13 protein-coding genes are annotated in these 14,319 nt (G+C 65.1%); 9 read left to right on the top strand and 4 right to left on the bottom strand.

Annotated elements, in window-relative coordinates; genetic code table 11:
* The first annotated feature begins 126 nt into the window (after positions 1-126).
* The 6 genes from QJT82_RS07560 (at position 127) to QJT82_RS07535 (ending at position 6,660) form a co-directional block, all read left to right on the top strand.
* Positions 127-1,035: an ABC transporter substrate-binding protein gene (locus QJT82_RS07560; protein ID WP_245288636.1), complete on the top strand. Its 909-nt coding sequence runs from the start codon at positions 127-129 to the stop codon at positions 1,033-1,035.
* 124 nt (positions 1,036-1,159) lie between these two features.
* Entirely contained in the window at positions 1,160-2,005 is an 846-nt protein-coding gene (locus tag QJT82_RS07555; protein WP_028338825.1) for an ABC transporter ATP-binding protein, read from the top strand.
* 14 nt (positions 2,006-2,019) lie between these two features.
* Complete coding sequence (locus tag QJT82_RS07550) at positions 2,020-3,426, top strand: hypothetical protein (protein WP_028338824.1); 1,407 nt, start codon at positions 2,020-2,022, stop codon at positions 3,424-3,426.
* On the top strand, positions 3,423-4,574 hold the full coding sequence (locus tag QJT82_RS07545; protein ID WP_028338823.1) for a Gfo/Idh/MocA family oxidoreductase: 1,152 nt from the start codon (positions 3,423-3,425) through the stop codon (positions 4,572-4,574). The genes QJT82_RS07550 and QJT82_RS07545 overlap by 4 nt, the downstream gene beginning before the upstream one ends.
* Positions 4,575-4,588: 14 nt before the next feature.
* On the top strand, positions 4,589-5,797 hold the full coding sequence (locus QJT82_RS07540; protein WP_028338822.1) for a dihydrodipicolinate synthase family protein: 1,209 nt from the start codon (positions 4,589-4,591) through the stop codon (positions 5,795-5,797).
* Entirely contained in the window at positions 5,797-6,660 is an 864-nt protein-coding gene (locus tag QJT82_RS07535; protein WP_028338821.1) for a sugar phosphate isomerase/epimerase family protein, read from the top strand. The genes QJT82_RS07540 and QJT82_RS07535 overlap by 1 nt, the downstream gene beginning before the upstream one ends.
* A gap of 235 nt (positions 6,661-6,895) precedes the next feature.
* Here the strand turns inward: QJT82_RS07535 and QJT82_RS07530 are convergent, their stop codons facing one another.
* The 4 genes from QJT82_RS07530 to QJT82_RS07515 all read right to left on the bottom strand — a co-directional run bounded on the left by QJT82_RS07530 (position 6,896) and on the right by QJT82_RS07515 (position 12,228).
* Positions 6,896-7,588 (bottom strand): potassium channel family protein, encoded by a 693-nt coding sequence (locus QJT82_RS07530; RefSeq protein ID WP_028338820.1) that lies wholly within the window; start codon positions 7,586-7,588, stop codon positions 6,896-6,898.
* 123 nt (positions 7,589-7,711) lie between these two features.
* Positions 7,712-9,067, bottom strand: coding sequence for a Spy/CpxP family protein refolding chaperone (locus tag QJT82_RS07525; RefSeq protein WP_245288627.1), 1,356 nt, complete (start codon positions 9,065-9,067; stop codon positions 7,712-7,714).
* Between the two features lie 605 nt (positions 9,068-9,672).
* The gene (gene rocD / locus QJT82_RS07520) at positions 9,673-10,887 is read right to left on the bottom strand and encodes an ornithine--oxo-acid transaminase (RefSeq protein ID WP_028338818.1); all 1,215 of its coding nucleotides are present in this window, start codon (positions 10,885-10,887) and stop codon (positions 9,673-9,675) included.
* Between the two features lie 117 nt (positions 10,888-11,004).
* The gene (locus QJT82_RS07515) at positions 11,005-12,228 is read right to left on the bottom strand and encodes a cytochrome P450 (protein WP_028338817.1); all 1,224 of its coding nucleotides are present in this window, start codon (positions 12,226-12,228) and stop codon (positions 11,005-11,007) included.
* Between the two features lie 204 nt (positions 12,229-12,432).
* Between QJT82_RS07515 and QJT82_RS07510 the strand changes: the two genes are divergently transcribed.
* The 3 genes from QJT82_RS07510 to QJT82_RS07500 all read left to right on the top strand — a co-directional run bounded on the left by QJT82_RS07510 (position 12,433) and on the right by QJT82_RS07500 (position 14,319).
* The gene (locus tag QJT82_RS07510; RefSeq protein WP_018270486.1) at positions 12,433-12,966 is read left to right on the top strand and encodes a thiamine pyrophosphate-binding protein; all 534 of its coding nucleotides are present in this window, start codon (positions 12,433-12,435) and stop codon (positions 12,964-12,966) included.
* Positions 12,963-13,553 carry a thiamine pyrophosphate-dependent enzyme gene (locus QJT82_RS07505; RefSeq protein WP_028338816.1) on the top strand — a complete coding sequence of 197 codons (591 nt, stop codon included), beginning with the start codon at positions 12,963-12,965 and terminating at the stop codon, positions 13,551-13,553. The genes QJT82_RS07510 and QJT82_RS07505 overlap by 4 nt, the downstream gene beginning before the upstream one ends.
* A 64-nt stretch (positions 13,554-13,617) precedes the next feature.
* A complete protein-coding gene (locus tag QJT82_RS07500; protein WP_028338815.1) occupies positions 13,618-14,319 on the top strand; it encodes a TetR/AcrR family transcriptional regulator in 702 nt (233 codons plus the stop codon).

Genomic DNA, 14,319 nt, shown 5'->3' with positions numbered 1-14,319 from the left:
CAGACAAGGACCGCGGACAATAAAGGGAGAACAACCATGAAGCGTTTGATTGCGGTCGCAGGCGCCGCGCTGGCCTGGACTGCGCTTGCGGTGGCACCAGTGTCCGCGGCCGACAAGGTCGTGCTGATGCTGAACTGGTACGTCTATGGTGAGCACGCGCCGTTCTATTATGGCAAGGCCAAGGGCATCTATGCCACTGAGGGCATCGACCTCGAGATCCAGGAAGGCCGTGGCTCGGCCGCGACCACGCAGGCGGTGGCCGCCAAGACCGCCGATTTCGGCTATGTCGACGTGCCCACGATGATGCGCGCGGCGGTGAAGGGCGCGCCCGTGATCGCCACCGGCGTGCTGCTGCAGACCAGCCCGATGTCGGCGATGAGCCTTGCCGACAAGAACATCAGGAAGCCGGAGGACATCAAAGGCAAGACGGTCGCGATCACGCCGGCGGATTCGATGACACAGATCTGGCCGCTGTTCCTGAAGAAGACCGGTCTGAAGGAAAGCGATTTCAACACCGTCGCCGGCGACGGCCAGACCAAGCTCAACGCCGTGATCAACGGCCAGGCCGACCTGCTGCTCGGCTATGTCATGGACCAGTCGATGAAGATCAAGGACGCCACCGGCAAGGACGTCTATCCGATCAAGTTCGCCGACTACGGCATCAACATGGTGTCGTCGGGCATCATCGCGAACTCCGACTATGTGAAGGCCAATGCCGACCTGGTCCGCCGCTTCATGTCGGCGACCACCAAGGCCGTGGAAGCCGCGGAGAAGGAGCCGAAGGCCGCCGCGCAGTCGATCCTCGACGCCAACCCGAAGGGCGGCAAGATCGACACGTTGACGCAAGGCTTCGAGCTGACGATCCCGCTCTATCGCACGGCGGAGACCAGGACCAAGCGGCCGTTCCAGGTGACCGACCAGAACATGACCGAGTCGGTCAACTTGATGGTCGAGTATGGCGGCCTCGACGCCAAGGCCAAGGCCAATCCGAAGGCGTTCTACACCAACGACTATTTGCCGAAGGGTGATTCGTGAGCGCAACAAACACCGTCATTCCGGGGCGATGCAAAGCATCGAACCCGGAATCTCGAGATTCCGGGTCTGGTCCTTCGGACCATCCCGGAATGACAGCATTCTACATCCCAGTGGATTCGGCAGAATGAATCCTGCAACCAAATCAGCCGATGTCCAGCCTGCCGCGCATCTGCGCCTGGTGTCGGACCGCGCGGCGGGCGCCACGCCGGGTATCAAGCTCTCCGGCGTATCGAAGACCTACCGCTCGCGCGACGGCGATGTGCCGTCGCTGCGGCCGCTCGACTTCACCATCAATGATGGCGAGTTCTTTGTCGTGGTCGGGCCCTCCGGCTGCGGCAAGTCCACGCTGCTCAAGATGATCTCGGGCCTCCTGCCGCCGACGACGGGCGAAGTGCTGGTCGACGGCGAGCCGGTGACCAGGCCGCACGGCAATGTCGGCATCGTGTTCCAGAACGCGCTGCTGCTGCCGTGGCGCAACATCCTCTCCAACGTGATGCTGCCGATCGACATGAAGCAGCTGCCGCGGGACAAATATCTGGCCCGCGCCAGGGACCTGCTGAAGCTGGTCGGCCTCGAAGGTTTTGAGAAGAAGCTGCCCTGGCAGCTGTCCGGCGGCATGCAGCAGCGCGCCTCGATCTGCCGCGCGCTGGTGCACGACCCCAAGATCATGCTGATGGACGAGCCGTTCGGCGCGCTCGACGCCATGACGCGCGAGCGGATGAATGTCGAATTGATGCGGATCCAGCGCGAGACCGGCAAGACGGTGCTGCTGATCACGCACTCGATTCCCGAGGCCGTGTTCCTCGCCGACCGCGTGCTCGTGATGACCGAGCGGCCCGGCGCGATCGCCGCGATCTACGACGTGCCGATGCCGCGGCCGCGCTCGCTCGAGACGATGTCCGATCCTGTCTTCAACGAACTGGTGCAGCGGATCCGGAAGCATTTCTTCACCCAGGGGTCGCTGGACTAACACCCGAGCCTTCAATGCCGCTTCGCCTCAAAGTCAACGATATCGCGTTCTTCGAACGGCCGCTGGTATTCGCCCGGCCGTTCCGCTTCGGCGCGGTGACAATCACCGCGTCGACGCAGATGTTCGTGCGGGTCGAGATCGAGGTGGAGGGCAAGGGCCGCGCCACCGGCGCCAGCGCCGAGATGCTGGCGCCGAAATGGTTCGACAAGCGGCCGCATCTGACGGAAGCACAGTCGCTCGACGGACTTCGCCGCTCGCTTGCGGTTGCGCGCGAGCTCTATCTGACGAACAGGGGCTTTGACACCGCGTTCGGCTTGCACGCCGCGTGTATCGGTCCGCAGGTCGCGGCCTGCGCCGCGGAAGACATTCCGCCGCTTGCCGCCGGCTTCGGCCCGGCCGAGATCGACAAGGCGATCCTGGATGCGCTGCTGCGCGCCGCCGGCGCGAATTTCTTCAACGGCATGGCCGGCAATATCGCCGGCATCGATGCGCGGCTGACGCCGGATCTCGACGACGCCGCGATCGCCCGGTTTCTGTCCACGCGCCAACGGCTCGAGCGTGTCGCCGTCAGGCACACGGTCGGGATGGGCGACAAGGTTGAAGGCGAGGGCGGCGTTGCCGACCGCAACGAGAACGCCGGTGCGCGCTATTTCAAGCTCAAGCTGAACGGCGATCCCGCACATGACGCGGCGCGGCTGGCGCGGATCGGCAGCGAGCTTGCAAAGTTGCCTTACGCAACCAGGATCACGCTCGACGCCAACGAGCAATATGCCGACCTTGCCGCGCTGAGCGCGCTGGTCGACCGGCTCGACCATGACGCCACGCTGCAGCCGATCAGGGCAAACCTGCTCTATATCGAGCAGCCGATGCCGCGCGATATCACAAGAGCCTCGCCGCTCGGGAAGCTGGCGGCGCACGGCTTCATCATCGACGAGGCCGACGATTGCTATGATGCATTCCCGCAGGCGCGCGTGCTCGGCTACCGCGGCATCTCCTCGAAATCGTGCAAGGGCATCTACAAGTCGATCATCAACGCCACCCGCGCGGCGGCGTGGAGCGCAGGTGGCGGACAGTATTTCGTCAGCGGCGAGGACCTGACGTGCCAGGCCGGGCTCGGCGTGCAGCAGGACCTCGCGCTCGGCGCGCTGATCGGCGTCGCCCATGCCGAGCGCAACGGGCATCATTATGTCGATGGCTTTGCCGACACCCCGGCTGACGAGGCCGACGCCTTCCTCACCGCGCATCCCGATCTCTACACGCGCGAGGGCGGCAAGGTCCGCCTCGCGATCCATGACGGCGATCTGCTGACCGGATCGATCGCCGCCGCGCCGGGCTTTGCCAGTTCGATCCATCCGGACTGGTCCACCATGCAGCCGCTCAAGCGGCCAACATCACGCGTTTCGCAGGAGCAGACAGTATGACGACCAAACGCCTCGGCCTGATCATGAACGGCGTCACCGGCCGGATGGGGCTCAACCAGCATCTGATCCGCTCGATCGTCGCGATCCGCGAGCAGGGCGGCGTGCAGCTTGCGAACGGTGACCGCGTCATGCCCGATCCGATCCTGGTCGGCCGCGACGCCGAGAAGGTCGGCGCACTGGCAAAACGCTACAACATCGAACGCCACACCACCGATCTCGATCGTGCGCTCGCCGACAAGGGCGACACCGTGTTCTTCGACGCCGCGACCACGCAGGCGCGGCCCTCACTGCTGACCAAGGCGATCAATGCCGGCAAGCATGTCTATTGCGAGAAGCCGATCGCGACAAATCTCGAGGAGGCCGTTGCGGTCGTGAAGCTCGCCAATGCCAAGGACCTCAAGCACGGCACCGTGCAAGACAAGCTGTTCCTGCCGGGCCTGAAGAAGCTCGCTTTCCTGCGCGACTCCGGTTTCTTCGGCCGCATGCTCTCGGTGCGCGGCGAGTTCGGCTATTGGGTGTTCGAAGGCGGCTGGCAGGAGGCGCAGCGGCCGTCGTGGAATTACCGCGCCGAGGATGGCGGCGGCATCATCCTCGACATGGTCTGCCACTGGCGCTACGTGCTCGACAATCTGTTCGGCGACGTCGAGAGCGTGACCTGCCTCGGCACGACTGATATCCCCGAGCGCTATGACGAGAAGGGCAAGAAATACCAGGCGACCGCCGATGATTCCGCCTACGCCACCTTCCGCCTGAAGGGTGGCGTCATTGCACACATCAACATGAGCTGGGTGACGCGCGTCTACCGCGACGACCTCGTCACCTTCCAGGTCGACGGCACCCACGGCTCGGCGGTCGCGGGGCTCACCGACTGCGTGATCCAGGCGCGTCAGGCGACACCGCGGCCGGTGTGGAATCCGGACGAGAAGCGGATGCACGATTTCTATGCCGACTGGCAGAAGCTGCCGGAGAACGTCGTTTACGACAACGGCTTCAAGGAGCAGTGGGAGATGTTCATCCGCCATGTCTGCGAGGATGCGCCCTACAAATACACCCTGCTGGAAGGGGCCAAGGGTGTGCAGCTCGCCGAATGCGCGCTGAAGAGCTGGAAGGAGCGGCGCTGGATCGACGTCGCCCCGATATCAGTCTGAGAAAGGACCTTGCCATGAACAAGCCAGTCCTGCCCAAGCCTGCCATGACAAAATCATCGCTGTCGCTGAAGCTGCCGACCACAGGCGGCGGCCTCGAGACCTATCGCCTGGCGGCGTCGCGGACCTTTCCGGCGAAGCTCGAGGGCACGCTGAACCGCGTGGCATTCTCGGCCGCGCATGTGGTGGCCGATCCGCGCGCCGACGTCGATCCCTGGCTGACGGCCGCGATCGACTGGGACAAGACGATCGCGTTCCGTGAGCACGTCTGGGACCTCGGCCTCGGCGTCGCCGAAGCCATGGACACCGCGCAGCGCGGCATGGGGCTGGACTGGGCGACCTCGCTCGAACTGATCCAGCGCTCGGTGAAGGCGGCAAAGGCCAAGGGCAACGCGCTGGTATTCTCCGGCGCCGGCACCGACCATCTCGCGGTCGAGGACGCCAGGTCGATCGACGATGTGATCCGTGCCTATGAGGAGCAGATCGCGGCAGTGGAGAAGGCAGGGGGGCGCATCATCCTGATGGCCTCGCGCGCTTTGGCAAAGCTCGGCAAGAGCGCGGAGAATTACGCCAGGGTCTACGACCGTGTGCTGTCGCAGGTCCGTGAGCCCGTGATCATCCATTGGCTCGGCGACATGTTCGATCCGGCGCTATCAGGCTACTGGGGTACGGCCGATCTCGAAAGGGCGATGGATACGGCGGTTGCGATCATCAACGCCAATGCGGCCAAGGTCGATGGCGTCAAGGTCTCGCTGCTCGACAAGCAGCGTGAGATCGACATGCGGCGCCGGCTCGATCCGCGGGTCAAAATGTATACCGGCGACGACTTCAACTATGCCGAGCTGATCGCCGGCGACGACAAGGGGTTTTCCCACGCGCTGCTCGGCATCTTCGATGCCATCGCGCCGGCGGCGTCCTATGCGCTGTCGCGGCTGGCCGCGGGCGATGAGACCGGCTTCCACGATGTGCTTGGACCGACGGTGCCGCTGTCGCGCCACATCTTCAAGGCGCCGACGCGCTTCTACAAGACCGGCATCGTGTTCATGGCCTATCTGAACGGGCATCAGGACCATTTCACCATGGTTGGCGGGCAGGAGAGCGCGCGCTCGACCTTGCATCTTGCCGAATTGTTCCGGCTCGCCGACAAGGCCGGTCTGCTCGCCAATCCGGAGCTCGCGACGCGCCGGATGGCGACGATCCTGGCCACGCGCGGCATTGAAGCCTGATGCGCGACTTTTCCAACGATCACCGCTGCCTGTCGCTGAACACGGCGACCGTTCGCAAGCAGGGCGATCTCCTCGCCATCGTCGAGGCCTGCGCGCGCCATGGCATCCGCGCCATCGATCCCTGGCGCGACCAGGTTGCAGCCGTCGGCCTCGATCGCGCCGTCCGTGCGGTCAAGGATGCCGGGCTCGATCTGTCGGGCTATTGCCGCGGCGGCATGTTCACGGCAGATGGCGCGCATCGCAGCGAGGCGCGCGACGATAACCGCCGCGCGGTCGACGAGGCGGCGGCACTCGGCGCCTCCTGCATCGTGCTGGTGGTCGGCGGCCTGCCGCAATATTCCCGGCCGGGCAGCGCGGCTTCGAAGGACATCGCGGCCGCGCGCCATCAGGTGCACGACGGCATCGCCGAGATGCTGGATTACGCGAAGCAAGCCAAGCTGCCGCTCGCGATCGAGCCGCTGCATCCGGCCTATGCCGCCGACCGCGCCTGCGTGAACACTACAAAGCATGCGCTCGATATCTGCGACGCACTCGATCCCGACAGAACCGGCGCAATCGGCGTCGCACTCGACGTCTATCACATCTGGTGGGATCCGGAGCTGATGAGCCAGATCGCGCGCGCCGGCCGGGATCGCCTGCTCGCGTTCCACGTCTGCGACTGGCTGGTGCCGACCAGGGACATCCTCAACGACCGCGGCATGATGGGCGATGGCGTCATCGACATCAGATCGCTGCGCGCCGCCGTCGAGGCGCAGGGCTTTGACGGCTATTCGGAGATCGAGATCTTCTCGAATGACTGGTGGGGCCGTCCGCTGGACGAGGTGCTGCGAACCTGCATCGAGCGGCACCGGACGGTGGTCTAGGACCTGATGAGATTAGGTTGAGCTGGAACGGCGTCGAGAGTTCACCTCTCCCTTGGGAGAGGTCGATTTGCGCAGCAAATCGGGTGAGGGGTTGCGGTCTATTGAGAGAGCAAGAGCCCTCACCCGGATTGCACTGGACGATGCTTCGCATCGCCAAGCGCAATCCGACCTCTCCCCAATGGGGAGAGGTGAACCAAGACCGCGCCAAGCAGCCGCATCCCCGCTTCGCGCCTCATCAGGACTCCTCGTTGCGGTGCTCGATCTCCAGCGTGACGAGCCGCGCCAGCAGCGTTGCCGGATAGAGCTGGCCGAAGATCGCCTCGAGATTGCACAGGCTCCGCGCGATCGGATGCAGCGGAGCGACGTCGCCATAACCTGTCGTCGTGAGCGTGGCGAAGCTGAAATAGAGGACGCGGCTCGCCAGCGTCGGGCTGTCTTCCACCTTCATGCCGGGAAATGCGTCGGGCCTCAGCGTGCCGACGAAGGTGAAGAGCGCTGCGAAGATCACGGCGACCGTGAGATAGAGCAGAACCGCGCCGATCACACGGTGATAGGTGACGCGGCCGGGCGCAAACGTCGCGCGCGCCACCGTCACGGCCATGGTGAGGCCGACGAGCAGCCAGGACCCGGCAAACAGGTTGAGATCGACAATCGAAGGTGAGCGCAACCTCAGGATTCCGCCCGTGACGATCATGACGAGCGCGACCAGCATCGTGACGACCGCCACTGCGCTGCCTGACATCAGGAAGACGCCGCCGACCAGGACCAGCGCGAGCAGGAGTTCAAAAATCTGGAATTCGAACAGGCCCAACGCCTGCAACGGCGCCACCCCGAATATCATGATCAGGAGCAGGATAGTAAGCACTGTCAATATAGAGTCGCCCCAGCGCTCGCGCAGCTCGCCGATGCTCGCCCAACCCTGCTTCATTCCTGCCCCGCCATTCGGCATCGCATCAGGATGCCGGTGCCGAACATTGCTGTGCGGCGGCCGCAAAGGCAAGACGGGGACTGACATCGCGCGGGCGCGCCGGGTGGTCGCAGGCCAGCTGCCTCAGGGGCTCGCGACCCGCTGCAGCGAGTTGAATCGTGCTTTCTGCTCGCTGCTCAGCGTGGCGTAGAACTTGTCCAGCGCAGGCTCGATCAGTCTGGCGGCATTCTGCATAGCCTCGAGCCGGTGCTGCATCGCTTCCAGCCGGCCGACCGGCGTCAGCGGCACCTCGTTCGGGCAGGCAGCCTGCAGGTCAGCAATGGCCTTTGCGGTCGCATCGCTGAGGCGGCCGAGCGCCTCCTTCTGCCTACCCGCTGGCTGGACCGAGGCCTCGATCCGGTTGATCGGCAGTTGGGCCAGGTCGGATTTCGAATCGCCGCAATTGCCGGATTGCGCGGCCGCTTCCTGCTGCCGCGGCGTGCGCTCGCCAACATGCGGACCGAGTGAATTGAAACGAGCCTGTTGCTCGTCGCTGAGCGAGTTGTAGAAATTCTCCAGCACAGGCCGCACGATCCTGATCGCCTCGAGTGTCGCGCCGATGCGGTTCAGCATCGACCGCAGGCGGCCGGCCGGCGTCATGGCATAGCTGTCCGTGCAGGAGTCCTTGAAGACATTGGCAGCCCTGGTCGCCGCCGTCCTCAGCTCGTCGAGCAGCGTGCGCTGCTCGGCGCTGGGCCGTACCGCGCGCGTGATGTCGGCAAGCGGCCAGGCCGTGACGCCCTTGTCCGGTTCTCCGCACAGCTGCTGGATCGCCTGCGGACTCATGTCGGTGCGCGGACGAGACCGATTACGGCCTGCGGCGCCCCGATAGTCATCCGGGTTGATGCTGGCGTAGGCGGAATAGGGACTGTTGGTGTCCCAGAATACGGTGTCGACGAAGTCGTCATAGGCATAGGCCCAATAACCGGGCTCGTAGGCATAGGACCAGAACGTGTAGTCAAAAATATCCGAATAGGCGTAGGGCCAGAACACCGGGCCAAGCCACGCCACGAACGCCGCGCGATGGCCGCGTCGCCAGGCATGCCGGGGCGCCCAGCCGCTCTCGCGCGCGGCAAGCGCGGCCTGGCCTTGCGCACCTGCCTGCTCGCGGAAGTGCGCGGCAAATCGCTCGCGCTGAGCCGCCTGCGTCGCGGCCGTGGTCGCGACCGCGGCTCCAACCGTCGCTGCCGCTGCCGGCGCCAATCGCTGCTGGCGGGCAACGTCGGCCTGCTGCGCACGCTGCTCGCGCTGCAACAGGCGGTTCTGCGCCTGCAGGGTACGGTCATGGACGCGTTGCGCGCGTGCGCCTTGGACCCTTTGCGACTGCAATTGCTGCACGCGTTGCTGCAGGCGATCGATCCGGGTCTGCCGCTCGGTGGTCTGGCGCGAGAGCGCGTCACGCTGCCGCTGCTGCGCCGTCTGCTGGCGTTGCTGGATCATCTGCTGATGCTGTTGCGCGCGCTGTTGAACGCGCTCCGTCGGCGACGGCCGCTCGCTCAAGCGCGACGGTGGGCTCGGGCGTGATGGCGCCGCGATATGCGGAGCCTGACGCTGCGGCGCTCCTCGACGGAATTCGGGGCGTGGCGTTGCGACACGCGGCGCGGCGATATGGGGGGCCTGGCGTACCGACGGGGCGGCGAAATGCGGTGCCGGGCGCGGCGCCATCGCCGGTCGCTGCGGGGCGTGGAACGCGGGTGCCGCCGGTCGTGCCATCGCGGGTGGCCGCGCCATTGCAGGCGGTCTCGCCATTGCGGGCGGCCTGGCCATCGCGGGAGGGGCGGCGTGTACCATCGGGGCGGGACGCGCCATTGCGGCCGGTGCAGCCGGCCTTGCCGCCGGTGGACCCTTTCCGTGTGGCTGGGCGGACGCGCCGCCGTTCGCCACGAGCATCGAGCTGCCAATCGAAAAGACAACAAACAAAGCGCGACGGGAAAGCATGAGCGTAGCTCTCGTTTCAACAGTCGCCCGCAGTGCTTTAACGCACTGACGTCGGATTCGTTCGTTGTGGTTACGGCCGGCGTTACCGTCTTCCGACCAGGGAACCGTCAGGAGATATCCTGCGTGAGGGCCGCCGCGATCCGCTCCGTCGCCCAGTCGACCTGATCGCCCGTGATTACCAACGGCGGAGCGATCCGGATGGTGTGCTCGTGGGTGTCCTTGGCGAGGATGCCGCGCGCCTGCAGCGCCAGACAGTAGCGGCGGGCACCGCCGGCTTCCGGATGCAGCTCGATCGCCAGCATCAGCCCGCGCCCGCGCACCTCGCGGATGACGTTGGCGCGGATGTCCTGCAATCCGGCGAGGAAGCGCGCGCCCTGTTGCGACGCGTTCTCGATCATTCCCTCGTCGATCAGCACGCGTAGCGCCGCCCGCGCCACCGCGCAGGCCAGCGGGTTGCCGCCGAAGGTCGAGCCGTGCTGGCCCGGCCGCAACGTGCCGAGCACGGCGTTGTTGGAAAGCACCGCCGACACCGGATAGAAGCCGCCCGACAGCGCCTTGCCGAGCAGCGTCACGTCGGCTTCGATCCCTTCGTGCTGCTCGGCGAGCAGCTTGCCGGTGCGGCCGAGCCCAGTCTGAATCTCGTCGAGCACAAGCATTACATTGTGCGCGGTGCACAGCTCGCGCACGCGGACGAAATAGCCTGGCGGAGGAATCACGACGCCGGCTTCGCCCTGGATCGGCTCGACCAGGAAGGCCGCGGTGTTCGGCGTGATCGCCTGCTCGAGCGCGGCGGCATCGCCGAACGGGATGATCTTGAAGCCCGGCGCAAACGGGCCGAAATGGTCGCGCGAACCGGGGTCGGTCGAGAAGCCGACGATGCCGAGCGTGCGTCCGTGGAAATTATTGGCGCAGACGATGATCTCGGCCTGCCCGTCCGGCACGCCCTTGACCTCATAGGCCCATTTGCGCACCGACTTGATCGCGCTCTCCACCGCCTCGGCGCCGCTGTTCATCGGCAACACCTTGTGCGAGCCGGTCAGTTCCGCGAGCTCGCGGTAGAAGGGAGCGAGCTGGTCGTTGTGGAAGGCACGCGAGGTCAGCGTCAGCCGATGCGCCTGCTCGATCATTGCTGCGAGGATCTTCGGATGGCAGTGGCCCTGGCTCACCGCCGAATAGGCGGAGAGACAGTCGAGATAGCGGTTGCCATCGGTATCCCAGACCCAGACGCCTTCGCCGCGGGACAGCACGACCCCGATCGGCTCATAATTGTAGGTGCCGAACTGCGCTTCGGTTGCGAGGAAATCAGTGACCGATGCATTCATCATGCGTCACTCCCGCTGCAGCGCACGAGAGATTACATCAAATCGTGCCTGCAGTTGATTTGGGCATCAGTTCCTCCACAGGGAAGTGTGTCGCCGGCCAAATTCGCAGGGGACAGCTTATGCGCTGATGCTGCAGGGCACGCTGAGGAAGCCGCGGAATCGCACCCGCCCGCCGCGCACCGGCTCGCCGTCGAGCGCGTAGTTCGGGAAGCGTTCAAGGAACCGCGAGATCGCGATGGCGCCTTCGAGCCGCGCCAGTGCCATGCCGGCGCATTGATGCGCACCGGTGCCGAAGGCGAGGTGGCGGTTCGGCGTGCGCGCGACGTCGAAGCCTTCGGGATTGGGGAATTGCGCGGGGTCGCGGTTGGCGGCGCCGATGCACAGCGTGACCAGCGTGCCGGCCGGCATCGTGATGCCGCCGAGCTCGGTTTCTTCCACGACCATGCGGTTGCCGAGCTGGTTCGAGCTTTCGTAGCGCAGCATCTCCTCGACCGCGGTCTTGATCAGCTCGGGTTGCGCGATCAGCCGTTGCTTCTGATCCGGATTTTGGCTGAGCGTCACCAACCCATTGCCGATCAGGTTGGTCGTGGTCTCATGGCCGGCGTTGAGCAGGAAGATGCAATTGTGCAGCAATTCCTTCGCGGTCAGCCGCTCGCCATTATCCTCACCCTGGATCAGCCTTGTCAGCACGTCGCGTTCGGGATTGCCAGGCTTCTTGCGGCGGCGTTCAACCAGCGTTTCGAGATAGGCGAGAAAATCCTTCACCGCATTGTTGCCGCGGTCGAACGCGTCCTTGCCGATCACCGGCTCCAGCGCGCCCAGGATCGCCAGCGACCAGTCGCGCAGCGGCTCGCGTTCGTCGTGCGGCACGTCGAGCAGATTGCCGATCACCTCGACCGGAATTGCCGAGGCGAAGTCGCCGATCAGCTCGAAGCGGTCGCGGGTCTCGATCCGGTCGAGCAGGCTGTCGACCAGCGCGATCAGGTCAGGCTCTATGCCGGCGATCGCCCGCGGCGACAATGCGCCCATGATCAGCCGCCGCACGCGCGTATGCGCCGGCGGATCGTTGAAGACGAGGCTGGTCGTGTGATGCTCGTAGAGCAGCGAGTTGCCGTATTTCGGCAAGAACTCCTTCTTCTTGTCGGAGGAGAATACCTTGGTGTTCTTGTAGGCGGCGATGAGGTCGTCGTAGCGGGTGAGAAAATAGCAGCCGTTCGGCAGCCGCTTGACCGGCGCGTTCTCGCGCAACGCGCGATAGGTCGGGTAGGGGTCGGCGTAGAACTCCGGTGTCAGCTTCTCGAGGTCGAAGCCGTCAGCCAGCTCGCGCGCGTGTCCGTTCATGGCGCATCCAACCCAATTAGTTTCATTTGCAACTATCGTAAGCCGCGGGCCGCTGCCGCGCAACACAATTTGCCAGGCGCCGGGAACAGCGCGGTGGACGTTGCGTGGTGCGAGTAAATCGCAGAGCCATATGCGGTTTTGCGCTTTGATGAAGCGCGCGCGCCCCTCTACAGTCGCGACCAAACAACAAGACCGGAAACGCCAATGCATGCCCGTGCCGACACTGCGGCCTCCTGGCCCGAGGAGATCTTCTCGATATTGCAGCGCTTCGAGGTGCGTCAGGTGCCCTACGTGCCGGACGCCGGGCATTCAGAGCTGATCGAGCGGGTGCTGGGGTCGTCCTCGATGCGCGGCATCGCGCTGACCACCGAGGAGGAGGGCGTGGCGCTGCTCGCGGGCGCCTGGGCCGGCGGCCAGCGCGGCGTGCTGCTGATGCAGTCGAGCGGGGTCGGCAATTGCATCAACATGCTGTCGCTGGTGCAGATCTTCCGCCTGCCGTTCCTCACGCTGGTGACGATGCGCGGCGAATGGGGCGAGTTCAATCCCTGGCAGGTGCCGATGGGCTCGAACACGCAAGGGATCCTCGAACTGTCCGGGATCAAGGTGCTGCGCGCCTCGCACCCTGAAGAGGTCCGCGAAGTCGTCGAGGCCGGCGCAGCGCAGGCCTATAACGCCTGCACGCCAACCGCCGTCCTGCTGTCGCAGCGCCTGATCGGGGCAAAGGTCTTCACCAAATGAGCAAAGCCAATCTCCTCGACCGCCGTGCCGTCGTTTCCGAACTTCTGAAGGATCGCAAGGGCGCCTTCGCCGTCGGCGGCCTCGGCGCCTCGACCTATGACATCGCCGCCGCCGGCGACCACGACCGCAACTTCTATCTCTGGGGCGGCATGGGCGGCGCCGTGATGATCGGGCTCGGCCTCGCGCTGGCCCAGCCGACGCTGCCGGTCGTCGTGATCACCGGCGACGGCGAGATGCTGATGGGGATGGGAAGCCTCGCCACCGTCGGCCTGCAGCAGCCCAAAAATCTGTCGATCATCGTGCTGGACAACGAGGCCTATGGCGAGACCGGCGGCCAGGCCAGCCACACCGGCGGAACCGCCGACCTCGTGGGTGTTGCCAAAGCCTGCGGAATCGGGGATAGCCGGGCGATCAGCACAATGGCTGAGGTCGAGGCTTTTGCCTCGTCTTTGCAAGACGTTACGGCGGGGCCGCGGTTCGCCAGCGCCAAGATCGACGGGGCCAATCTGGAGCGCGTGCTGTCCAGCCGCGACGGCACCTACCTCGTGAACCGCATCAGAGGGTCGATCGGCCACACTCCTATTTAAAGTGGCTTTCGCGGTGCAATAGAACCTTGACTTTTGGTAAAGTGAGTGATTACTCACGACCCAAATGTCTACCTTACGCATGACGAGTGACTTGCGGCGTCAGTTGATCCTGAGCGCCGCAAAGCGGTGTTTCGCCCGCAACGGCTTTGCCGGCACCACGACAAAGAGCGTGGCGGCCGCGGCTGCCATTTCGGAAGGGCTGCTTTTCAAGCATTTCCCGTCCAAGGCGGCGCTCTATGCCGAGATCCTTGCCGAAGAGTGCGAGGCGGATCCCGATCTCGCGCATCTGCTCGGGCAGGAGCCCTCGACCGCGACGCTGGTCGAGCTGGTGCAAGGCATGGTCGGTCACTTCATGCAGCTGCGTGATGCGCCGGACCAGGAAGAGGCGCAGCGGATGCGGCTGATGGTGACGAGCCATCTCGACGACGGCGAGTTTGCGCGCCTGCTCTACGACAAGGTCGGCAAGCTGATCGGTCCGACCTTCGCCGCCTCGCTCGAGCGGGCGATTGCCGCCGACGAGGCCACGAAGATCGGCGACGAGCCGCTCAACCTGTTCTGGTTTGCGCACCATACCGTGCTGATGGGTGCGCTGACGCAGCTGCCTGCGACACCATGCCTCCCCTACGGCGATGCCGCCGCGGCCGAGCGGCAGCTTTGCCAATTCATCCTTCGCGGCATCGGACTTACCGAAGCCGCAATTTCAACTCATTTGGGCCGCCAGCCGTCGCCGATCGCAGGACCGTCGGTAACTGCAGAAAGTGCATGA

Source organism: Bradyrhizobium sp. Mp19 (assembly GCF_029952935.1).
Lineage (GTDB): Bacteria > Pseudomonadota > Alphaproteobacteria > Rhizobiales > Xanthobacteraceae > Bradyrhizobium > Bradyrhizobium elkanii.
This window is presented reverse-complemented; position numbering and strand designations above follow the sequence as displayed.

What these genes read in the sequence shown, in the direction of transcription:
- QJT82_RS07560 (WP_245288636.1), top strand. Translation starts at nt 127, where the DNA reads ATGCTGAACTGGTACGTCTATGGTGAGCACGCGCCGTTCTATTATGGC.
- QJT82_RS07555 (WP_028338825.1), top strand. Translation starts at nt 1,160, where the DNA reads ATGAATCCTGCAACCAAATCAGCCGATGTCCAGCCTGCCGCGCATCTG.
- QJT82_RS07550 (WP_028338824.1), top strand. Translation starts at nt 2,020, where the DNA reads ATGCCGCTTCGCCTCAAAGTCAACGATATCGCGTTCTTCGAACGGCCG.
- QJT82_RS07545 (WP_028338823.1), top strand. Translation starts at nt 3,423, where the DNA reads ATGACGACCAAACGCCTCGGCCTGATCATGAACGGCGTCACCGGCCGG.
- QJT82_RS07540 (WP_028338822.1), top strand. Translation starts at nt 4,589, where the DNA reads ATGAACAAGCCAGTCCTGCCCAAGCCTGCCATGACAAAATCATCGCTG.
- QJT82_RS07535 (WP_028338821.1), top strand. Translation starts at nt 5,797, where the DNA reads ATGCGCGACTTTTCCAACGATCACCGCTGCCTGTCGCTGAACACGGCG.
- QJT82_RS07530 (WP_028338820.1), bottom strand. Translation starts at nt 7,588, where the DNA reads ATGAAGCAGGGTTGGGCGAGCATCGGCGAGCTGCGCGAGCGCTGGGGC.
- QJT82_RS07525 (WP_245288627.1), bottom strand. Translation starts at nt 9,067, where the DNA reads ATGATCCAGCAACGCCAGCAGACGGCGCAGCAGCGGCAGCGTGACGCG.
- rocD (WP_028338818.1), bottom strand. Translation starts at nt 10,887, where the DNA reads ATGAATGCATCGGTCACTGATTTCCTCGCAACCGAAGCGCAGTTCGGC.
- QJT82_RS07515 (WP_028338817.1), bottom strand. Translation starts at nt 12,228, where the DNA reads ATGAACGGACACGCGCGCGAGCTGGCTGACGGCTTCGACCTCGAGAAG.
- QJT82_RS07510 (WP_018270486.1), top strand. Translation starts at nt 12,433, where the DNA reads ATGCATGCCCGTGCCGACACTGCGGCCTCCTGGCCCGAGGAGATCTTC.
- QJT82_RS07505 (WP_028338816.1), top strand. Translation starts at nt 12,963, where the DNA reads ATGAGCAAAGCCAATCTCCTCGACCGCCGTGCCGTCGTTTCCGAACTT.
- QJT82_RS07500 (WP_028338815.1), top strand. Translation starts at nt 13,618, where the DNA reads ATGTCTACCTTACGCATGACGAGTGACTTGCGGCGTCAGTTGATCCTG.